Annotated in this window: 17 protein-coding genes and 1 pseudogene; all 18 read right to left on the bottom strand. The window is 24.2% G+C overall.

The window, feature by feature from the left end; all coding sequences use genetic code 11:
- Positions 1–44 precede the first annotated feature (44 nt).
- A complete protein-coding gene (gene galE, locus FVE73_RS00700) occupies positions 45–1025 on the bottom strand; it encodes a UDP-glucose 4-epimerase GalE (protein WP_018499760.1) in 981 nt (326 codons plus the stop codon).
- 48 nt (positions 1026–1073) lie between these two features.
- Positions 1074–1544: pseudogene (locus FVE73_RS11095) on the bottom strand (DUF3226 domain-containing protein); the annotation flags it as partial.
- A 209-nt stretch (positions 1545–1753) separates the two neighbouring features.
- Positions 1754–2812: an AAA family ATPase gene (locus FVE73_RS00690; RefSeq protein ID WP_018499762.1), complete on the bottom strand. Its 1059-nt coding sequence runs from the start codon at positions 2810–2812 to the stop codon at positions 1754–1756.
- Between the two features lie 51 nt (positions 2813–2863).
- On the bottom strand, positions 2864–3298 hold the full coding sequence (locus FVE73_RS00685; protein WP_018499763.1) for a GtrA family protein: 435 nt from the start codon (positions 3296–3298) through the stop codon (positions 2864–2866).
- An 11-nt stretch (positions 3299–3309) separates the two neighbouring features.
- A complete protein-coding gene (locus FVE73_RS00680) occupies positions 3310–4218 on the bottom strand; it encodes a glycosyltransferase (RefSeq protein ID WP_018499764.1) in 909 nt (302 codons plus the stop codon).
- A 17-nt stretch (positions 4219–4235) separates the two neighbouring features.
- Entirely contained in the window at positions 4236–5357 is a 1122-nt protein-coding gene (locus FVE73_RS00675; RefSeq protein WP_018499765.1) for an FAD-dependent oxidoreductase, read from the bottom strand.
- Positions 5357–6256, bottom strand: a complete 900-nt coding sequence (locus FVE73_RS00670; protein WP_018499766.1) for a Gfo/Idh/MocA family protein — start codon at positions 6254–6256, stop codon at positions 5357–5359. The genes FVE73_RS00675 and FVE73_RS00670 overlap by 1 nt, the downstream gene beginning before the upstream one ends.
- Positions 6247–6975, bottom strand: coding sequence for a glycosyltransferase (locus FVE73_RS00665; RefSeq protein ID WP_018499767.1), 729 nt, complete (start codon positions 6973–6975; stop codon positions 6247–6249). The genes FVE73_RS00670 and FVE73_RS00665 overlap by 10 nt, the downstream gene beginning before the upstream one ends.
- A gap of 311 nt (positions 6976–7286) precedes the next feature.
- A complete protein-coding gene (locus tag FVE73_RS00660) occupies positions 7287–9836 on the bottom strand; it encodes a YfhO family protein (protein WP_018499769.1) in 2550 nt (849 codons plus the stop codon).
- A 70-nt stretch (positions 9837–9906) separates the two neighbouring features.
- On the bottom strand, positions 9907–11685 hold the full coding sequence (locus tag FVE73_RS00655; protein ID WP_018499770.1) for a hypothetical protein: 1779 nt from the start codon (positions 11683–11685) through the stop codon (positions 9907–9909).
- The gene (gene glf, locus FVE73_RS00650; protein ID WP_018499771.1) at positions 11685–12791 is read right to left on the bottom strand and encodes a UDP-galactopyranose mutase; all 1107 of its coding nucleotides are present in this window, start codon (positions 12789–12791) and stop codon (positions 11685–11687) included. Before glf ends, FVE73_RS00655 begins: the two co-directional genes overlap by 1 nt.
- A 73-nt stretch (positions 12792–12864) precedes the next feature.
- The gene (locus FVE73_RS00645) at positions 12865–13593 is read right to left on the bottom strand and encodes an ABC transporter ATP-binding protein (RefSeq protein ID WP_018499772.1); all 729 of its coding nucleotides are present in this window, start codon (positions 13591–13593) and stop codon (positions 12865–12867) included.
- Between the two features lie 9 nt (positions 13594–13602).
- Positions 13603–14367 (bottom strand): ABC transporter permease, encoded by a 765-nt coding sequence (locus tag FVE73_RS00640; protein WP_018499773.1) that lies wholly within the window; start codon positions 14365–14367, stop codon positions 13603–13605.
- The gene (locus FVE73_RS00635) at positions 14351–15211 is read right to left on the bottom strand and encodes a DUF4422 domain-containing protein (protein WP_018499774.1); all 861 of its coding nucleotides are present in this window, start codon (positions 15209–15211) and stop codon (positions 14351–14353) included. The genes FVE73_RS00640 and FVE73_RS00635 overlap by 17 nt, the downstream gene beginning before the upstream one ends.
- Before the next feature lie 2 nt (positions 15212–15213).
- Complete coding sequence (locus tag FVE73_RS00630) at positions 15214–16113, bottom strand: glycosyltransferase family 2 protein (RefSeq protein WP_018499775.1); 900 nt, start codon at positions 16111–16113, stop codon at positions 15214–15216.
- A gap of 19 nt (positions 16114–16132) precedes the next feature.
- Entirely contained in the window at positions 16133–16996 is an 864-nt protein-coding gene (rfbA, locus tag FVE73_RS00625) for a glucose-1-phosphate thymidylyltransferase RfbA (RefSeq protein ID WP_018499776.1), read from the bottom strand.
- Positions 16997–17647: 651 nt separating this feature from the next.
- Positions 17648–18943 (bottom strand): exopolysaccharide biosynthesis polyprenyl glycosylphosphotransferase, encoded by a 1296-nt coding sequence (locus FVE73_RS00620; protein WP_018499777.1) that lies wholly within the window; start codon positions 18941–18943, stop codon positions 17648–17650.
- Positions 18944–19282: 339 nt separating this feature from the next.
- A complete protein-coding gene (locus FVE73_RS00615) occupies positions 19283–20242 on the bottom strand; it encodes a tyrosine-type recombinase/integrase (RefSeq protein ID WP_018499778.1) in 960 nt (319 codons plus the stop codon).
- Between the last annotated feature and the right edge of the window lie 51 nt (positions 20243–20293).

Here is a 20293-nt window from a genome sequence, read left to right as displayed (position 1 = left end):
TCCTAAATATAATATATTTTCTTATTTTAAGTATACCATATTTTTTAATATTTGCGACTATTTTCCCATTTCCAAGCCGAATCAATAATCTCTTCTAAGGAATATTCTGGCTCCCATCCTAATTCTTTCTTAGCTTTCTCGCTATTAGCAACTAATATTGCTGGATCTCCTGCTCTTTTTTCCACAGTTTCCACTTTAAAATCTTTTCCAGTTACTTCTTTTACTTTTTCAATAACTTCTTTAACAGAAAAACCTTCTCCACTTCCAAGATTATAGTTTAAACTTTTATTCTCCTTCAACATTTTTTCCATACCTAAAATATGTGCTTTTGCCAAATCATATACATGAACAAAATCTCTTATACAAGTACCATCTTTTGTAGGATAATCATCTCCAAATATTTTTATGCTCTCTCTTTTCCCACTCGCTGCCTGTAAAATTAATGGAATTAGATGTGTTTCTGGAATATGACTTTCCCCAATTATTCCATCTTTATCACTTCCACTCGCATTAAAATATCTCAAAACAACACTTTTCAAGCCATATGCAGCATCATAATCTTCAAGTATTTTTTCTACCATTAATTTGCTCTTACCATATGGATTAATCGGTAATTGTTGGTGAGTTTCATCTATCTTTTCTTTAACAGGTTCTCCAAAAGTTGCTGCTGTAGAACTAAAAATAAAATTCTTAACTCCTGATTCTACCATTTGATCTAATAATTTTGTTACTTTAACAACATTATTTTCATAATATTTAGCTGGTTCTTGAACTGATTCTCCAACTTCAATAAACGCTGCAAAGTGCATAACTGCTGTAATATTTTCTGTTTCAAATACTTCTTTTAGTTTTTTTCTATCTCCCAAATCACCTTTTATAAACTTTACATTTAATATTTCAGCTACATCTTTATAGCCTTTTGATAAATTATCATAAATTATTGGATTATACCCACTTTTTTTTAATAGATTTACTGTATGGGAACCTATATATCCTGCTCCTCCTATTACTAATATGTTTTTCATTTAAAAATGCTCCTTTTCATTTATTTAAATTTATTTTTAGACAGCGATTCAATTTATTTCTTTCATTATAAATTCCACTATTTTTTTAAAATCTATATACTCTTTATTTATTTTTTCATAACATCCTGATAAAAATGCAGGAGTTGTTCCTGTTAAAGGATTCTGTGTAGCAGCTATCATTAAAAAAGCACTTTTAGTTTCATTTTTTATATCTGCTTCATCCATTTCTTTTACATCCTTGATAACTGTTTTCATATATTCTACAATTTGTGTACATTTTAAGCTATTAATTATCAAAGTCTCTGTCATTCCATCATCTTTATTATTTGGAGTTATAAAATAATCTATTTCTAAATTTCTATTTATCTGTTTTAAATCTTTGCTTTTATTTTCTATACTTTTTTTAGTTCGTTCAAACCCTGTCTCTTCGTTATTTTTTGAAGAAAAATCAGAATCTATTATAAAGAGAATTTTTGAAATTTCTTCTATTTCTCTTGAATTAGAAAATTCTTCTAAAAAATTATTTAATTTATTTTCCCTTTTAGATTATTAATAAATATTTTTAAATTTTGTTTTTCAAAAAATAAATTTATTAACTTATCCAAAGATTTCATTTTAAATTTCCATTTTCTAATATTTTTTATTAATTTCTAAATTTTCTATCTCTTTTAAAATTTTATATAATAAAAAAACCTCTGTTACACCTTCACAAACAAATAATATTTTTCTCATCTAATATCCCAACCTTCTTTTATTGCATATAAAACTTTTTCTTTAGGATAATAGATTTTTTTTATCTTATTTTTAGATTTTTGAAAACGATAAAGCGTTACTTCATTATTTGATAGTTTATCATAAAATGCTTCTAAAAATTCTTTTGAATGTGTTGTGATAAATAACTGAATATCTAATATTTCTGTTATTTTTATTAAATTTTCACAAAATTTTGAATAATTTAAATAATGTATTCCATCTTCTATTTCATCAATAAATAATATTTTTGTTTCATTATTCACTAAACTACTTGTTGTTGTAACAATTGATGAAAGTCCATTTCCAAAACTTGAAAGAGACAACATTTTTTCTGCATTATTTTTACTTAATTGTATTTCAAATCCATCAGATATTATATCGTCTATTTCAGGTTCTAAAATATTAATTATTTTAAGTAATTCATTTTTTTTCTTTTTTTCAATTATTTTTTTTACAACTTTTGCTGTATCATTCTGATACTTACTTAGAGGTGTTATCCAAGAGCTTTTACCATAATAGTTTCCACTTTTAATATTAATTCTTTCTTGGAATAATATCTGAATGAAGTTATCAATCATAACAGATATATCCATATGTTCTTTATCATTATTTTTATCTTTTTGTAAAATATCATATAAATATTTCATATTTGCGTTTAATACATTCATATTCATTAAATTTTTTGATATAGTATTATTTTCTATATTTTCAATTATTTTTTCATTTTCTACATTGTTGTTTTCTTTTCTATTTATTTTTGTTATAATCTTATCATCTAAAATAAATTGAATTTCTTTTTTTATATCTGCATTATAAAAAAAATTATGAATATTATCAAGCCGAACTTGCATTCCCCTTGAATTTGCAGTTGTTATTATTCCATCACGAACGTTTGGTAAAGAAGAATAAATTGCTTCCATAACACTAGTTTTGCAGCTACTGTTATCTCCTACAAAAATATTATATTTTTTGAAATTATCAATTGAAATTTCTTCTATTCCTCTGTAATTTTTTATCTCTATTTTTTCTATCATTCAAAATACCTCTTTTCTTTATTATTCAAAGAAAATAAATTTTTTTAGATTTTACTTCTTATTAAACACAAACAATTTAGAAAAAATATAATTTAATATAATCACAATAATATTAGACAAAATTTTAATTCCTATACTAAATACCCCTTGTTGTGAATGGCTAACATATTTTGCTACAAAAAAATCTACTCCAACCACAACAAAAATCTGATCAATAACAGCTGTAACCCCTCTTGCTAATATAAATTGAATAAATTCTTTTACTGCTTCTTTCCCTTTATTTTTGCTTTCAAATACCCAAATTCTATTAGTAAAATATTGAAATAATATACATAGAATAGTATCTAACATATTTCCATAAAAAGTTGACATTTTCATTCTTGTAACAAATATATAGAAGAGGATTATATTCAACAATGTTACTAATACTCCAAAAACAAGATACAAAATCGTTTCTTTATTTACTAATTTTTTTATTAAACTCATATTCCACCAACTTATTTTTTATCTACAGATCTATAAATATAATCTTTTGTATTTAATGAATTTTGTAAAATATGATGTAAATATCTTATGACAATACTTAAGATAAAAAATAATCCAAAAAATCCTAAACTCAATATTATGAATAATGATGCCCATCCTTCTACTGTTTCTCTTGCAATTTTTGTAATTATACTATAAACTACTCCTAATCCAAATAATATAAAAAATCCAAAAGCTAATCTTTGAGTAAATATCATAATTGCATCTGTATAATAAATTAAAGTATCAAACATCAGCATTAGATTCTCTGAAAATCCTCTATTATTTTTATAATCCATATTTATTACTATATAAGAACTCTTTAGTCCTGAAACGACATAAGCAACATTTCTATTAATAATTCTTTTTCCTACTTCTGCCACTTTATTTTGACCTCTTCTTGATGATAAAGTCATAACAGAAGAATTGATATCTTCATTAAATGAATTTTTAAAATATTTATTTAAAATATTATAAAATACTTTTGAAGATTTTCTTGATTTTTTTGGTGTTAAAAATACAAAATCATATCCTTCTTGACTTTTTCTATACATTTCCATTATTTTATTGTAGTCTATATCAAAAGAAATGTCTTCTATTTCAACAATATAATCTCCTATTGCTATTGCTGTTCCCGCATTTAAAGCCTGTTGTGTTCTATGTTTTATAGGTAATTTTATTTCTGTATGTTTAAAATTCAAAGATTTCAATGACTCTAAAGAATCTGTTTTGGTTGTATTATCTACTATCACAATTTCACTGTTTTTAAAATTGTTATTCAAAACTTTTTTTATTTCCTTTATTTTTTTTTCTACCTGCATATTATCATCATTTATAACTAAAACAACTGATATATAATTTTGTTCTAAAGTTTTTATCATTTTTTCCCTCCATACTACTATAATATTTCATCTAAATCATACATTGTATTTATTTTACCAGAAAACACCGTATAGAAATCTGGACTTTGAGAATACTGTTTTATAATCGTTGGTCTTGAATCATCTATCTCAGAAGCAACCAAAATAGGTTTTATTGTAAATAATGATTTAACATATTTTATCTCAATATCCTCATTCAAATACTTTTTAGCAATTTGAACCATTTCTTCAAATGCCGTTTCTGGAAAAATTCCACAATGAATACAACCTTTTGAATGTTCAGGATGTTTTTGTTTTTCTATATCTCCACAACAGTCATATGGCGGTAAATTCTCATAATTTGTAAAATGTGGTGTTCTTGAAACAGTTGTTATGGAGTGATAACCAGTTAATCCAAATGGCATCAATGAGAAAAAAGGTCCATCCATAACAGTTAATCCAACATTTTTAATATTATTTGAAACTTCACACAAAATTACTTCACAAAATTCATATTTTATTGGTAAATATTCAAATCCCAATAAATTATGAATTATATTGATCCCTGCATAAGTTGCATTCAAAACAAATGGTGCTGAATATATTTTTCCATTTGAAGTTTTAAACACATATTCTTTCTCTTCTTTTTTTATTTCTGTTATTTTTGTTTCAAATTTAAAATTACATCCTAATTTTACTAATTCTTCATACAACATTTTTCCAATTATCTTAGCATCAAATGAATATTCCTGTGTTAAAAATGCCTTATCAATAGTATTTTCATTAAAAAATTTCCCTCTAGGAATTTCATCACATCTTACATTTAGATTATCACAAAATTTTTGAAATTGTTCTCCGTTAGCCCAACTATAATCAGAGGCTACTGCATAAATTTTTTCAAATTTATCGTTGATACCTTTTTTAAAATCATTATAAAATCTGTTGAAATATTTTGCAGATTTTGATGCTGTAGAAAAAGATCTTGGATAATGATAGCCATTGTGAAGTCTCGCTTGATTTATATAAGAACCTCTATTAAATGGCTCCTTTTCCACTTCTATTATCAATACTTTTTCATCAGGATTTTTTTCTAAACTTCGTTTTGCAGCATACATTCCATATATTCCTGCTCCTATTATTATTTTGTTATATTTTTTCATTATAAATTACATCCATTCTTCAAAATATTAATTTGTTCTATAGCTTTAGCAACCCCAATTGCTATTTTTTCATTACTTTTTTTAGAAATTACATAGTTATAAAATTCTTCTAAAACATATTTTAAATTATTTACTTCGTCTATTTTTTCTTCAAAAATTAAATTTTCTTCGAAACTCTCATCTTTTTCAACATGCTCTATTATTTTTACCGTCTTCTCACCCAACATATTAAAAATCATTATACCTTTTTCACAAGTAAAAATAATTTTTCTTTCTTTTTCATATGAAAGCAGGTTACAATTCATTATTCCTGCTATATCTTCAACTAAAAATACTATACTTCCATTTTCAATAATTTTTTTACTATTTTCTTTTTTTATTATAATCTTTTCCACTTTTATATTTTTATCTAAAATGTAATTAATTGAAGAAATCAAATGAACACCAAGTACATCAAATACATCATCATTTTCATAAAATTTCCCAAATTGATTTATATTAGCTTCAATATACAAAATTTTTCCTAACTTCTCTTTCATTTCTTTAATTTTATTAATACTCGGAGAATTAGTATAAATATAATCAACATATAGTGTTACGTTATTTTTTTTAGCAATTTCAAATAATTCTATTGATTCTTTGTAACTTTTGCTTAATGGTTTTTCGCAAAATACATTTTTTTTCTTTTCTAATAATATTTTTACTGTTGAATAGTGTATATCTATAGGATTACAAACAAATACACTTTCAATATTAGGATTATTTAAAATTTCTTCTAATTTTATACTATTTACATATAAAGGATCACAAATTCCAGCTACTTTAAATAAATTATTTTCATCTAAATATTTTTTTAAAATTTTTCCCCAATATCCATAACCTACTACTGCTACTTCCATCTTTTTTTAAATTCCTTTTCTTCTTTTTTTAATTTAAAAATACTTTTTAAATAATTTAAACTCAACGAAACTATTTTTACTTTTGAATTTCTATCATCTGTCCATTTTACAGGTATTTCTTTTATTTCAAAATTTTTCCAATATCCTTTTACTAACATTTCTGTTGAGAAAAACCACCCTTTTGTATCAATTCCAGTATTTATCAGTTCTTGTGCTGTATTTCTATCAAAAAACTTAAACCCACACATCCCATCAGAAAATTTTATACCCAATATTAACTTTAATATTAGATTAAAGCTTCTTGAAGATATTTCTCTTAATAAAGTTCTATTAATAACTGTCGAATCTTTTAACAACCGTGAACCATTTATTATTTTGGTATTCTTTTTCATTTCTGAAACCACTATTTTTAAAGCGTCTAAATCCGTTGCTATGTCTAAATCCATATAACCTACATAATCAGCTTTTGATCTTGACCAAGAAGTTCTTAAAGCAAGTCCGACTCCTTTTTCAGGTAATTTAATATAACTTAAATTACTATACTCTTTTATTAACTCTTGGCTGTATTCCTGTGTCTTATCTGTTGAACCATTATCAGCTATTATAAAATTAATACTAATATTCATTATATTAGTTTTTACATAATTTATCATTTCACTAATTTTTTCTTTTATTGTTTGTTCTTCATTAAGAACTGGTATTGTTATTTCTAAGATCATTTCTTAAATTGATAACTATTGCTATCATTTTCTCCTTTCTTTTTTTATTTTGCTTTTTTAAATGCAATAACACAAATATAATTTCAATTATTCCAATTAGATCAAACTATAAAGTTATTTTCCAACTTTTTGAAAAGTATTTTAACTCTAATATTACATTATTCAAATCTTTAGATATCTTTTTACCATTTATTTCCATTGTTATTACATATAAAATTATATTATAATTTATTCTCCTTCATTTATTATTTTTTCAATTGCAAAACTATATAAAAATATAAATAGTACAATATTTTTAAATTTTTTTAATTTTATGATAACCGTTTATTATTACTCTTTAATATGCCTTCTTCAACTACTAAGAATTTTTTATCTACAAATGATAATATTATTAATCCAACCAAACCAATTAAAGAAATAATTACCCCTAATTTTACTCCAGGTGCTTCATATTTTAAAATTATATTTGATTCTTTATTTTTCAATCTTATTCCTATGAATGCTCCCAATATTTTTTCTTTGACTTGTTTTTTTCCATTAACATATAATTTCCATCCTTCATCATAAGGTATAGAAGTCATTAGTAATTCATTTTCTTTTATATTCTCTATTTTTACTTCTATATAAGTATCATTAAATTTTTTTATAATTGGAGTTCTGTCTATTTTACTCATAATAATATTATAATTATTTTTATTAAATGAATAAAATAAATTCTTATTTATCTCTAATTCATTTTCTTTTAAAGAGATTTTTACAATATCATCATTATTTAATCTAAAAATTTTATTATAGCCACCAAATTCATATGGATTATTAATGCCATTTATTTCTACTAATGTATTTTGATTAAATTTTTTAATATACATATAGTTTATATCATTTGTTAAATTTGAAACTTTAAATTCCAAAAAAGCTTCTTTATTTGGATTAATCTTCACATATTTGATATTATCATTTTTTTCATCTTCGACTTTCAAATTTTCAATTTTTTTATTAACATTTAAATTCTCAAAAATTCTCACTTTATTATTAGTAATTTTTTCAGCAATTTTATTTTGTAACTCAAATGGATTTTCATTCTCCTTATTAATATTAACACTTAAAATACCTTCATTTACTAAACTAAAAAATGGTAATGCTTGATTATTTTTAAACACATAAGTATCATTTACTTTTAAAACTGGTTTAGAATAAAAAATTGTTTTTCCTATATTATGAGATAATACATATTTTACACCTAATAATGACTCTGAAAATAAGGTTGTTCCTTCAAAATTTCCAACTTTGTCGAAAAAAGGCATCCCTAATTTAGAAAGCAAATTATGTACACCTTTATTAAAATTTGAATCAAATATAGCAATTCCCTTATAATCAGCTAATGCTCCTTCATTTTCACGCCTTCTAAAATCTTTTTCTGTTCTATAGATTGAATTATCTTTTCTTTTTAATTCATTTACAGTTTCTCTTAAATTTTTTTTATATTGAATATAATAACTTCTATCTTCATAATTCTCTTCTGTCCTAATTTTTTTATTTACTAATATACCATTCATTAACAATTCACAACATACTATAATTAATAAAAATTTTTTTAGTAAGTTGATTTTAAAAGCAACACAATATAAAATTATAAATACCAAATTTATAAATAATTTATCCCTCAAATTTTCAATTAAAATACTAGATGATATTAACAACAATATAAGAATTAAACTAATTTTTTCAAGACTTCTTTTAATTAAAACACCATTTTTCTTTTCATAACTTTCAGAAGCAATATAAATTAAAAAGAAAGAAACCAAAAAAGAAAAACGTCCTTCAAACCATTCTGGATTATCAAATCCATGCCACATCATATAAAAAAAAGAAATTTCTATTGATATAAACATAATTATTAATACTACCCCTGCTGATATTTTTTTCTTAATTGAAATATTCTTATTAATAAAATATAACAAAAAAAATACCAACACAATTAAACCACAATATATATTTGGGCTTCCTCCTGGATGTAAAGTATCAAAATTTCCTATAAATAATTTTGATATAATATCACCTATTCTATATCTTATTCCCAATTTAAATAATTCTGTATTTTTTTCTTTTTCTAATGATATATATGTTGGTAACAGAAAGATTCCACAAATCATTAAAGAACTTATTGAATAAAGTCCAAATTTAACAAATTTTATAATAGCAGATTTAAGTGTTATTTTTAAATCTGAAGAAAAAAATCTGTACCAAAAATAAATTATCATAAATAACCCTATCATATATGATATATAAAAATTTGAATAAAAAGAAATTATCAATGTTAATATTAACCCTAACTTCTTATCTTTTTCTATAAATTCATCTAAATAAAAAATTAAAATAGGTAACAATATTATGCCATCAAGCCACATAAGATGTTGTATATAACAAATATTAAAAGACATCAAAGCATAGCAAGTCGAAAAAACTAGACTTTGATTATTATTTAAACCAAACTTTTTAGACAAATAAAAATTACAAGTTAAACCACACAATCCTATTTTCAAAAGTGTTATTATTAAAACTGTATCTTGTATCTCAAGAAAAGGAATTAATATTAAAATATTTAAAGGACTACTCAGAAAATAAAATATTGTTGAAAACATATTCATACCCATTCCAAAATTCCAACTATACATAAAACTATGTTTCCCCATCAACATATTTTTATACCATGATAAATAATCTATATATTCGTTACTTAAATCTGATACCAATATGCTTTTTTCTCCAAAAGGATATACCTTAGCACTAATTAAAACCATCCAAAATATAAAAATAGGTATTATAAATGCTAACAGTTTTACTTTTTTTATTTTTAACATTGTTTATTTTTTTATCCTTTCTATAAATTGATTACAATTAAAATAAAAATATAATTATCTAACAAAGCCACTATTGATAAAATTGTTTTTCCCAAAATTCTCGACTAGTAAATTCATCATAAGTTGATAAATACTCTTTATGTAATTTTCTATATTTCAATGATAATTTTAGTATTGCACCAAAATATTTAAACAATACTTTAAAAAATTTTGCTTTACTATGTTTTAAAATAAAACCTTTATTAGATAATTTATGTAAATATAGAACTTCTTTATATCTGAATACTTTTCTCAATGTTCCACCAAATCCTTTTTTTTGTTGAACCATTCCAGATTTAAAAAATATTGTTGGTATCAGATGACCATTTAGCGTTATCCATCTAAAGAAAGTCTTTAATTTTTTTTCATGTACTTCTACTTCTTCACCATTTTCATTTTCTTCAAAAGTAATCGATCGATCTACCTCTGTTAATGGAATATCTATAACCTTTTCTTCTTTTGCTAATGCTGCTATTTCTGGTCTTCTTTTCATCATATTTACATTTTCTCTCCAAAAATTTGGACCTTTACAGACATCTTCTATTGCATAAACAGTTGCTAAAGCTGTTTCATAGTTATATGTAAGAAGATTTCTAGCTAAAAATAAAAGCGATATTTTAATAATAGATTTTAAACTACAAGGAACTAAATTATGAAATCTTTGCATTATATGATTTCGTGTATCTAAATAAGCTGGAACTACTCCATTTTTTATTTCAAAATCTCCTTGCCAAGAAGAAATACCATTTAATGTTATAATATTAAACTTATGTGACAATCCAAATCCTATATCATCTCCTCTTACAAAATATGGAAACGCATAATGTCTAACTTCTGATATTGGAAACGCAAAAAACCACCATCCACCATAAGCCGGTATAGCAACCTCCTCTTCATTCTTTAATAAACATCTATAATCTCTTAAATCAAAATTATTATTTATAGGTTGCCAATAACCTGGAAATTTTGCTCCATTTTCATATTGAATATAACTTTTGGCTTCATTTAACATAGCACCAGCTATTGAAAGATTATCTTTTTTTGCAAATTCTAATAAATTTATTGTTCTTTTTATTCCTTCTACTTCACATGAAGCATCGTCATCCATAAATAAACAATGAGTATACTTTTTTTGATCTTGTAAATAAATCAATCCTCTAGTAAATCCACCAGCACCTCCTAAATTTGCATTTTTTATAATATTAACTCCTTTTACTTCTGGTAAATTTTGACTATTGTCAACTATATTTAAACTCACTTTTCCCTTAAATTCTGGAACTTCTATTAATTCTTTTTTTAATCTTTCCATTGCTGGTAAAACATATTGCTGTCTGTTAAAATGCGTTATAACAATACCTAAGTTTATATTATTCTTTATTTGAGTATTTGTAAAATATTCAAAACTATATACTTCACTAGTATCCAATCCTCTGATTTCAAAGAATAACATTCCATTTTTTAATTCATTAAAAAAATATAATGGTATTAAAATTTCTTTAATGTCTTTATTTTCAAAATATAACTCACTTAAAACTCTATTGCTAGAATACAAACAACTTAATTTAAAAATTATTTTTATTTTTCCTTTAAATTTTATTTTTAAATTCAAGTCTTCTATAACTGTGTTATTTTTCCATTTTCCAACTGTAAAACTATTAAAATATGTATCAGTAAAAACTCTTCCATTTTTTTCAAAATGAATAATAGAATTTTTTAAATCTAAACTTGCAAATTCATTTACTCTAAAATATAAATCTTGCTCTGTACATAAATTAATTTTAGGAAATACACTTCTTTGTATTATATTCATTACATTCCTCCAAACTCTTCTTCTACCACTTCTAAAGCAACTTCAAATACATGATGCATATCATAATATTTATAATTAGCTAATCTTCCACCAAATATCACATTTTTTTCTTGCTTTGCTAATTCTTGATATTTTTTAAAGATTTCAGCATTTTTATTGTTGTTTACTGGGTAATAAGGTTCATCTCCTTGTTTCCATTCTGCTGGATATTCTTTAGTTATAACTGTTTTTGATTGTTTTCCAAATTCAAAATGTTTATGTTCTATTATTCTTGTATAAGGTACTTCTCTTTCATTGTAGTTTACTACTGCATTCCCTTGGTGATTTTCTTCATCTAATGTTTCGTGTTCAAATCTTAAACTTCTGTATTCTAAAACACCAAATTTATAATCAAAATATTGATCTATCATACCTGTAAATACTACTTTATCAGCTTTAGCCAATAATTCTTCTTTTTTTCCAAAGAAATCAACATTCAATTCTACATCAATTCCTTCTAATAATTTATCAAAAATTACATTGTATCCGCCTTCAGGAATTCCTTGATATTTATCATTAAAATAGTTATTATCATAAGTATATCTTACAGGCAATCTCTTAATAATAAACGCTGGTAACTCTGTTGTACTTCTTCCCCATTGTTTTTCAGTATAACCTTTTATCAATTTTTCATAAATATCTTTTCCTACCAAAGAAATTGCTTGTTCTTCTAAGTTTTTAGGTTCTGTAATTCCAGATTCTTTTATTTGTTCATCAATTTTAGTTTTAGCTTCTGCCGGAGTCACAACTCCCCACAATTTATTAAAAGTATTCATATTGAATGGTAAATTGTATATTTCACCTTTATAATTTGCTATTGGTGAATTTATATAATTATTAAATGTACAAAATTGATTTACATAATCCCATACTTTTTTATTACTAGTATGAAAAATATGTGCTCCATATTTGTGAACATTTATTCCTTCAATATTTTCACAATACATATTTCCACCAACATGATCTCTTTTGTCAATCACTAAAACTTTTTTCCCTCTTTTATTTGCTTCATAAGCAAATGTTGCCCCAAAAGGCCCTGCTCCTACTACTAAATAATCATATCTCATTTCTACTTAATTTCATAGTTGAAAACTACTACTTTTCTCCTTTCTAATTTTTTTATTTATTATTATATTTTACCTAACTATTTTTATATGCTTCACAAACCTTCTTAGTATCTCCAACCATTTTCAACTTTCCTTTTTCCAACCAAACAACTCGATCACATAATTTTTCCACCTGCTCAATTGAATGTGATACAAATAATATACTTGTACCTTGTGCCATCATTTCCTTTATTTTCTGTTCACATTTTTCCTGAAAATGAAAATCTCCTACTGCAAGAATTTCATCAGCTATTAAAATATCTGGCCTAACTACAGTTGCTATTGCAAAACCTAATCTTGCATACATTCCTGAAGAAAAGTTCTTTAACGGTGTATCTAAAAATTCTCCTAATTCAGAAAACTCCACTATTTCATCAAATTTTTCTTCCATAAATTTTTTATCATATCCCAATACAGCACCATTCAAAAATATATTTTCTCTTGCCGTCAAATCTGGATCAAATCCTGCTCCTAACTCTATAAGAGGTGCAACTTTCCCAATAACTTCTATACTTCCTGAAGTTGGCTCTAATACTCCTGCCACTACTTTCAATATTGTACTTTTTCCCGAACCATTAAAACCAACTATTCCCAATATTTCTCCTTTTCTTAAAGAAAATGAAACATCTCTTAAAGCCCAGAATTCTTTAAAAAATAGTTGCCTTTTTAATAATTTTATTATATATTCTTTAAAGGAATGTATTATTTCTGAACTCATATTAAATCTCATAGAAATATTTTTTACTTTTACTATTTCTTCCACAATTTCCTCCTATATATGAAGTATAAATTTCTTTTTATTCATATTAAATGTCACTACTCCAATAAAAAGTGAGATTATAATGATAAATATACAATTTAGATGTTCATCTAACGTTGGCATTTTCCCGTAATATACCATATCTCTAAATAGATCAACAAAATAAACCATCGGATTTAAATTTAACAAAAACATATATTGTTCAGGAACTATTTCTTTAGGATAAAACAATGGTGTTAAATAACTTATTGCTGTTAAAAGAACCCCATATAGATGAAACATATCCCTAAAATATACAGTCACCGAAGCTAATAACAATCCTATACCTAGGCAGAAAAAAAGAACGTACAATACTGGTATTATTGAAAATATTATCGAAAATTTTACAGGTGCTTTAGTTATTAGTATCACCAAAACTAATCCTGGTAAAGATAAAATAAAATTGACACAACTTGATAATACTTTTGCTATTGGAAAAATATGTTTAGGCACGTACACTTTTTTTATTAATGACGCATTTTCTAAAATTGAACCCATTGCTGTATTTGTTGCTTCTGAATAAAAATTAAATATTAATTGTCCTGTCAATAGATACACAGGAAAATTTTTAATTGCAAATTTGAAAAAACTCGAAAATACCATCGCCATGATTAACATTGTTAAAAAAGGATTTAGCATGCTCCATAGTATTCCTAGTATAGATCTTCTATATTTTTTCTTTATATCTCTTTTTATTAGCTCTATTAAAAGTGCTCTATACTCAAATATTTCCTTCATTTTTCTCCTTTCTATCTAAATAAAGTACAACCCCTTCTTTTACATTTATATTTTTTTTATCTTTCAAATATTCTATAAATGGTAACATCATTCTTTCAGATAGAAATCCAAAAACTCTCATTTGATATGCATCTGAAGGAATTTTTATTTTTTTTTCTAATTTAAATAATACATCAAATATAAATTGAGAATATTCAAAAAAATATTCTTTTTTCATAATAAATACATTTAAAGGATATATTGTATTATTCTTTTTTATTTTTTTTTCATAATATGGATATATATACTCATAATCTTCTTTTATTATTTCTAATAATTTATCTAAATGTTCCACTATATGAGATTTTTTATATTGTAAATACACACTCTTATTAAAAATTTCTTTTTTAGGTAAAATCACATCATACTTTTGTATTTCTCTTGTGATTTTTTCAGACAGTTTCTTTATTTCTTGTTCCATTACTTGTTTATCACTAATTTTTATTTGAAATAATTCTCTCATATCTAGCATATTTATTACAGGTTTTAAATAAAAAAGCCTTGAAAAAACATACAATCCTCTCTTTAATATGTATCCCAATTTATTTTCAAGAGAAATATATCGTCTATAGTGCATCATTCCATAAAAATTAGCATCTACATTTTTCCACATCCAATAAATACCTGTCAGTTCACAAAAATTCTTATTTTTTTCTGAAATATTATCTCCCAAAGAATCTTTTAGATACTCCAAATTTTCTTTACTTTTTTTTGAACCAACATGAATTGGAACAATAATATCATCTTTGTAACTAAAAAATTTCTTATGAAAAGCTACTCCTATAAATCCTTTTGTTTTTAGCATATTTATCCTTTTATTAATAGCACTAATCTTTTTAGTAATTTCATTTTGAAATATTTACTTAACCAAAATCTTTCCAACCTATTTTTACTTCTATCTGTTACTTCTAGATATCTTTCAATATCATTTAAATCTTTTTTTCTTAATTGTTTTTTGTATTTTTCTTTTATTTCTTGGATTAATTTCCTATCTTCAATATAAAAATACTTTTTATTCATTATCTTTTTTAACATACTTTTATTTGCTCCTATTTCATTTCTTTCATGTTGTCTATACTTTACTAAACTTTTATTTATAAAAACTCTTGTTCCAAAAAATTGAGAAAGTAAATGAAAATAACGATCATGTAAAGTAACATTTTTTAAAAATGGAATGCTCTTTCTTATCATTTTTTTATTTACCATTGAAGTGGAGCCTTGTACCATATACTCAAAAAAATATATATTTGAATTTCTCTCTTTTGCTAATTTCGAATCAATAAATTCTTTTTTTATTACTTCTAATCTATCATTACAAATCGAAGAATTACAATGTATCAACAGTGGTTTTGATAATGTTTTTCCATCTAACTTACTTATTTTTTCAACAAACTTCTCTAATTTATTTTTCAACCAAAAATCATCCTGATCAGAAAATAAAACAAACTCTTCATCTGCATTAAAAAGTAGCTCTTCAAAATTTTTTAAAAAACCTAAATTCCCTTTACTATCTCTCAAAACTTTTATTCGTTCATCTTTTTTTTCGTACTCATTCAAAATTACTACTGTTTTATCTTTTGAACCGTCATCTCTTATTACTAATTTCCAATTTTTATATGTTTGATTAATAATTGAATCTAATTGTTCTTTTATATATTTTTCTCCATTATAAGAAGCTAAAAGTATACATAATTTAGGATTTTCCAAAATCAAAACCTCCTAGATATCATTTTAACAAATCCATCAAATACTTTCCATATTCTGTTTTAAGCATAGAACTTGCTAATTGTTTCAATTGAGCTTCTTTTATCCATTTTTTTCTATAAGCTATTTCTTCAATACATGCAATATAGTATCCTTGTCTATTCTGTATAGTTTCTACATAATTAGCTGCTTGCAACAACGCTTCATGAGTTCCCGTATCAAGCCAAGTTATTCCTCTTCCAAGTTGTTTTACGTTTAATTTTCCTTCTTTTAAGTATTTCTCATTTATTGTAGTAATCTCCAATTCTCCTCTTGCTGACGGTTTTATTGATTTAGATTTTTTAACAACTGTGTTATCATAAAAATACAATCCAGGTATTGCATAATTTGATTTAGGATTTTCTGGCTTTTCTTCTAATGAAATTGCCTTTCCACTTTTGTCAAATTCTACAACTCCATATGCTCTTGGATCTTTTACAGGATATCCGAATACTATTGCTCCATCTTTTAAAATTGCAGCCTCTTCTATCAATCCAGAAAAACCTGCTCCATAAAATACATTATCTCCTAAAATTAAACAAACATTATCATCTCCTATAAATTCTTCACCAATGATAAAAGCTTCTGCTAATCCATTTGGATATTTTTGAATCTTGAATTCCAACTTAATTCCTAATTGGCTTCCATCACCCAATAATTCCTCGAATACTAATAAATCTCTAGGAGTAGAAATTATCAAAATTTCTCTTATATTGGCTAACATCAATACCGATAAAGGATAATAAATCATAGGTTTATCATATATTGGCAGAATTTGCTTTGAAATAGCTTTTGTTAAAGGATAAAGTCTTGTTCCGCTTCCTCCTGCTAAAATAATTCCTCTCATAAAAACTCTGCTACTAAAAATTTTTCAAAACATATTTATACTAAACTTCGTTTAAATAACGAAATTATTACAAAATTTTCCAACAAAAGATAATATTAAAGATCAATATTTTAAAATAATTAAATATTATTTTCGTTTTTAAAATGAGGAATAGTATTAACACATTCAGAACATTACTATTTCGATAAATCTACTCTCAAAATAAAGTTATTTATCAGTAAATTTTAATTTTTTTATATTTATAAACTTCTAACTATTCATAAATATACATAGTTATATTTAGTAGCATTTCCCTTCTTCCTTTATTTAGTTATATTAATAATACTTTAATTTTAAATATTCTCAAATTTTTTTGATTTCTAATATTAAATAATAAAAAATATCTATTATTTCTCTTAAAGCAATTCTATTTTTATTTTTATATATTTAATGTATTCTTTTTTATCTTACATATTTTTAAAATATATAATATTACTTTATATCCATAAAAATTTAGAATCAGTTTTATTATCTTTTTAGAAGATAAATAACTTTAAGAATTTTTTAAAAAAACCTTAAAAGGTTTTTCTATCTGTTTATTTTAAAATTTATATAATATATTTAATCATTATACTAATATTTAAAAATATTTATATCTTAATAAAAAACAGTTCACTTCCCTTTTCCAAACAAGACAGCCTTAGCAGTCTTCATAACAATTAACACATCCAGTACTAAATCCTGATGTTTCAGATAATACAAATCGTACTCAAGCTTTCTCTTTGCATCCTCTAAACTTTCCCCATACGGGAACATTACCTGTGCCCAACCTGTTATTCCAGGCTTTATAAGGTGTCTAAGATTATAATGGTTTATTTGCTTTGCATAATCTTTTGCTAAAATATCCCATTCTGGACGTGGGCCTATGAAACTCATTGTTCCTTTTATGATATTCCACAATTGTGGAAGTTCATCAATTCTTGTTTTTCTCATAAACTTTCCAAAATTTGTGACTCTTGTGTCATTATCTAGTGTGTATTTTGAATATTTTTCAGGGTCATGTATTTTCATGCTTCTGAATTTGTATACCTTGAAAGGTTTCATATTTTCACCTATTCTAGTTTGTTTGAATATAACTGGACCTTTAGATTCCATCTTAATTATTATTGCAGTAATTAATGCAAGTGGTGATAGAATCACCATTAGAGTAAGGGCGAGAATCAAATCTATTCCACGTTTTATATTTTTCTGCATTTCATTACTTAAAATATCAAATCCGTTTGATTGTAAGAGCCATTCTTCATTTATTTGATTTATATCTATTTTTTTTTGAATATCTTCATTAAATTCTTCATAGTTTATTATTTTTAGTCCGTTGATCTTTAAATCAAAAATTCTTTTTAAATATTTCTTAAAATCAGGACTTTTTATATTCTTTACAATTACTAATACATCTATTTCCTTTTTAGAGATAATTTCTTCCATCTGGTCATAATTTCCAATCAAATACTTTGTTGCCCCACTTTTATTATTTGAAATATACCCAACATAATTGTAATCAAGGGTATTAATAATATCCTCCTGAATATTATTTTTTATATGATTGGAACCAAATATTAATACATTTTGCTTTTTCATATAAATGGAGCATACTATTTTTCTGAAAATCACCTGAAACACAAAAATTAATAAATAGATATAAAAAATATTAAATTGTTTCCAGAAAGCATACAGCATAACCGAAAATATTACATCAATTCCCAATGTTATAAAGACATCTTTAAATCTGAAACGTTCCGCATAGAAATCAAGCTGTCCGAATATGAATTTTACAAATATGAACAAGATAAATATAAAATTGGTCAGATACCTTGCTACATAATTATATTTATCCAGTAGAAGACTATAAACAATATATAAAATAAATATATAAAGTATACGTATCCGAATATCTTTATTTAATTTCATAGTTCATCCTCACTTAACAATTGTTAATCTAAAATTAGGGCAATAAATGTAAATTTACCTTAAAACAGGAGCAATAATATTTTGTTCCTGCCTAAAGTTTTAATATTTTTTTTACTCGTTATATCCAAAATAAAACTATTATAATTTATAAATATTACAGTATGAGTATATCATATTTTATTCTCAAATTCAAGTAAACGACACTTTAAAAAAAATTTTTAAATTAATAAATAAAAATAATTTTATTATTGTTTAAAGCTGTACTGCTACAAGTTTTTGTTTTATTTTTTACTTTGATTTTATTAATTTATTTATTTAAATATTTTCATAAATCAGGTTTTAAGATTTTTTTACAAAATTATTAAAAATTTTGTTCAGACATTCTTTTTTATATTCTAAATCAGGATGAACATATAAATTTAAAGTTATTCCAACAGAAGCATGTCCTAAAATTTCAGATACAGTTTTATAATCTATGCCATTTTCAATAGCTTGTGTTGCAAAAGTGTGTCTTAATGAATGAAATTTCAATTTTGAAATTTTTAAAATATTTAACATTTTTGTGAAAAATTTTCTGTAGGTTCTTGGCTCAATATATTTTTCATTGCCAGAAATGACATAAAAATCACTATTAGATTTAAATCTTTGTAATAAAAACATTAATTCTGTGGCAATAGGAATTTTTCGCCTTGAACTTTCTGTTTTGGGTGATGAAATGATAATCTTGCTCTTTTTAGCTGTATTAATATATATCCTCTGAATCGTATGATTAACATTAATAACTTCTGTTCGTAAATCCACATCCTCCCACTTTAATGCACATATTTCACCTATTCTAAGACCAGTGCATATACAAATAAGTATTCCTAGCGTTTGATTGCAAAGATTATTTTTCACGTATTTATAAATTCTTCTTCTTTCTTCAACATTAAATACTTCAACTTTCCTAGCCTTTTTCTTTCTAGGAATTTTAAATTCAAATTCCATTCTATCTATAATTTTATGATTCATTGCAAATGTTAATATAGATTTTAATACAACTGTCATATCTTTTACAGTTTTTTTTGATAACCCTCCCCTGCCATCCAGTCTGCCATAATTTAACTTATCCAAAATGAAAGATTGAAAATCTTTATTTGAAATTGTATTAACTCTTCTTCTTTTAAAATATGTTTTCAAATGATTTTCAATAATTGCCAAATAAAGAAAGTAAGTTGATTCCTTTATATAATTATGCTCATTTTTTAACCATATGTCCATACATTTAGATATACTCATATTTTTATTCATTATTTCCATTTTGCCCTCCTGAATATAGAACCTAAACTATAGTAATACAACTTTAAAAAT

The sequence above is a fragment of the Leptotrichia wadei genome, from assembly GCF_007990545.2.
Lineage (GTDB): Bacteria > Fusobacteriota > Fusobacteriia > Fusobacteriales > Leptotrichiaceae > Leptotrichia > Leptotrichia wadei.
This window is presented reverse-complemented; position numbering and strand designations above follow the sequence as displayed.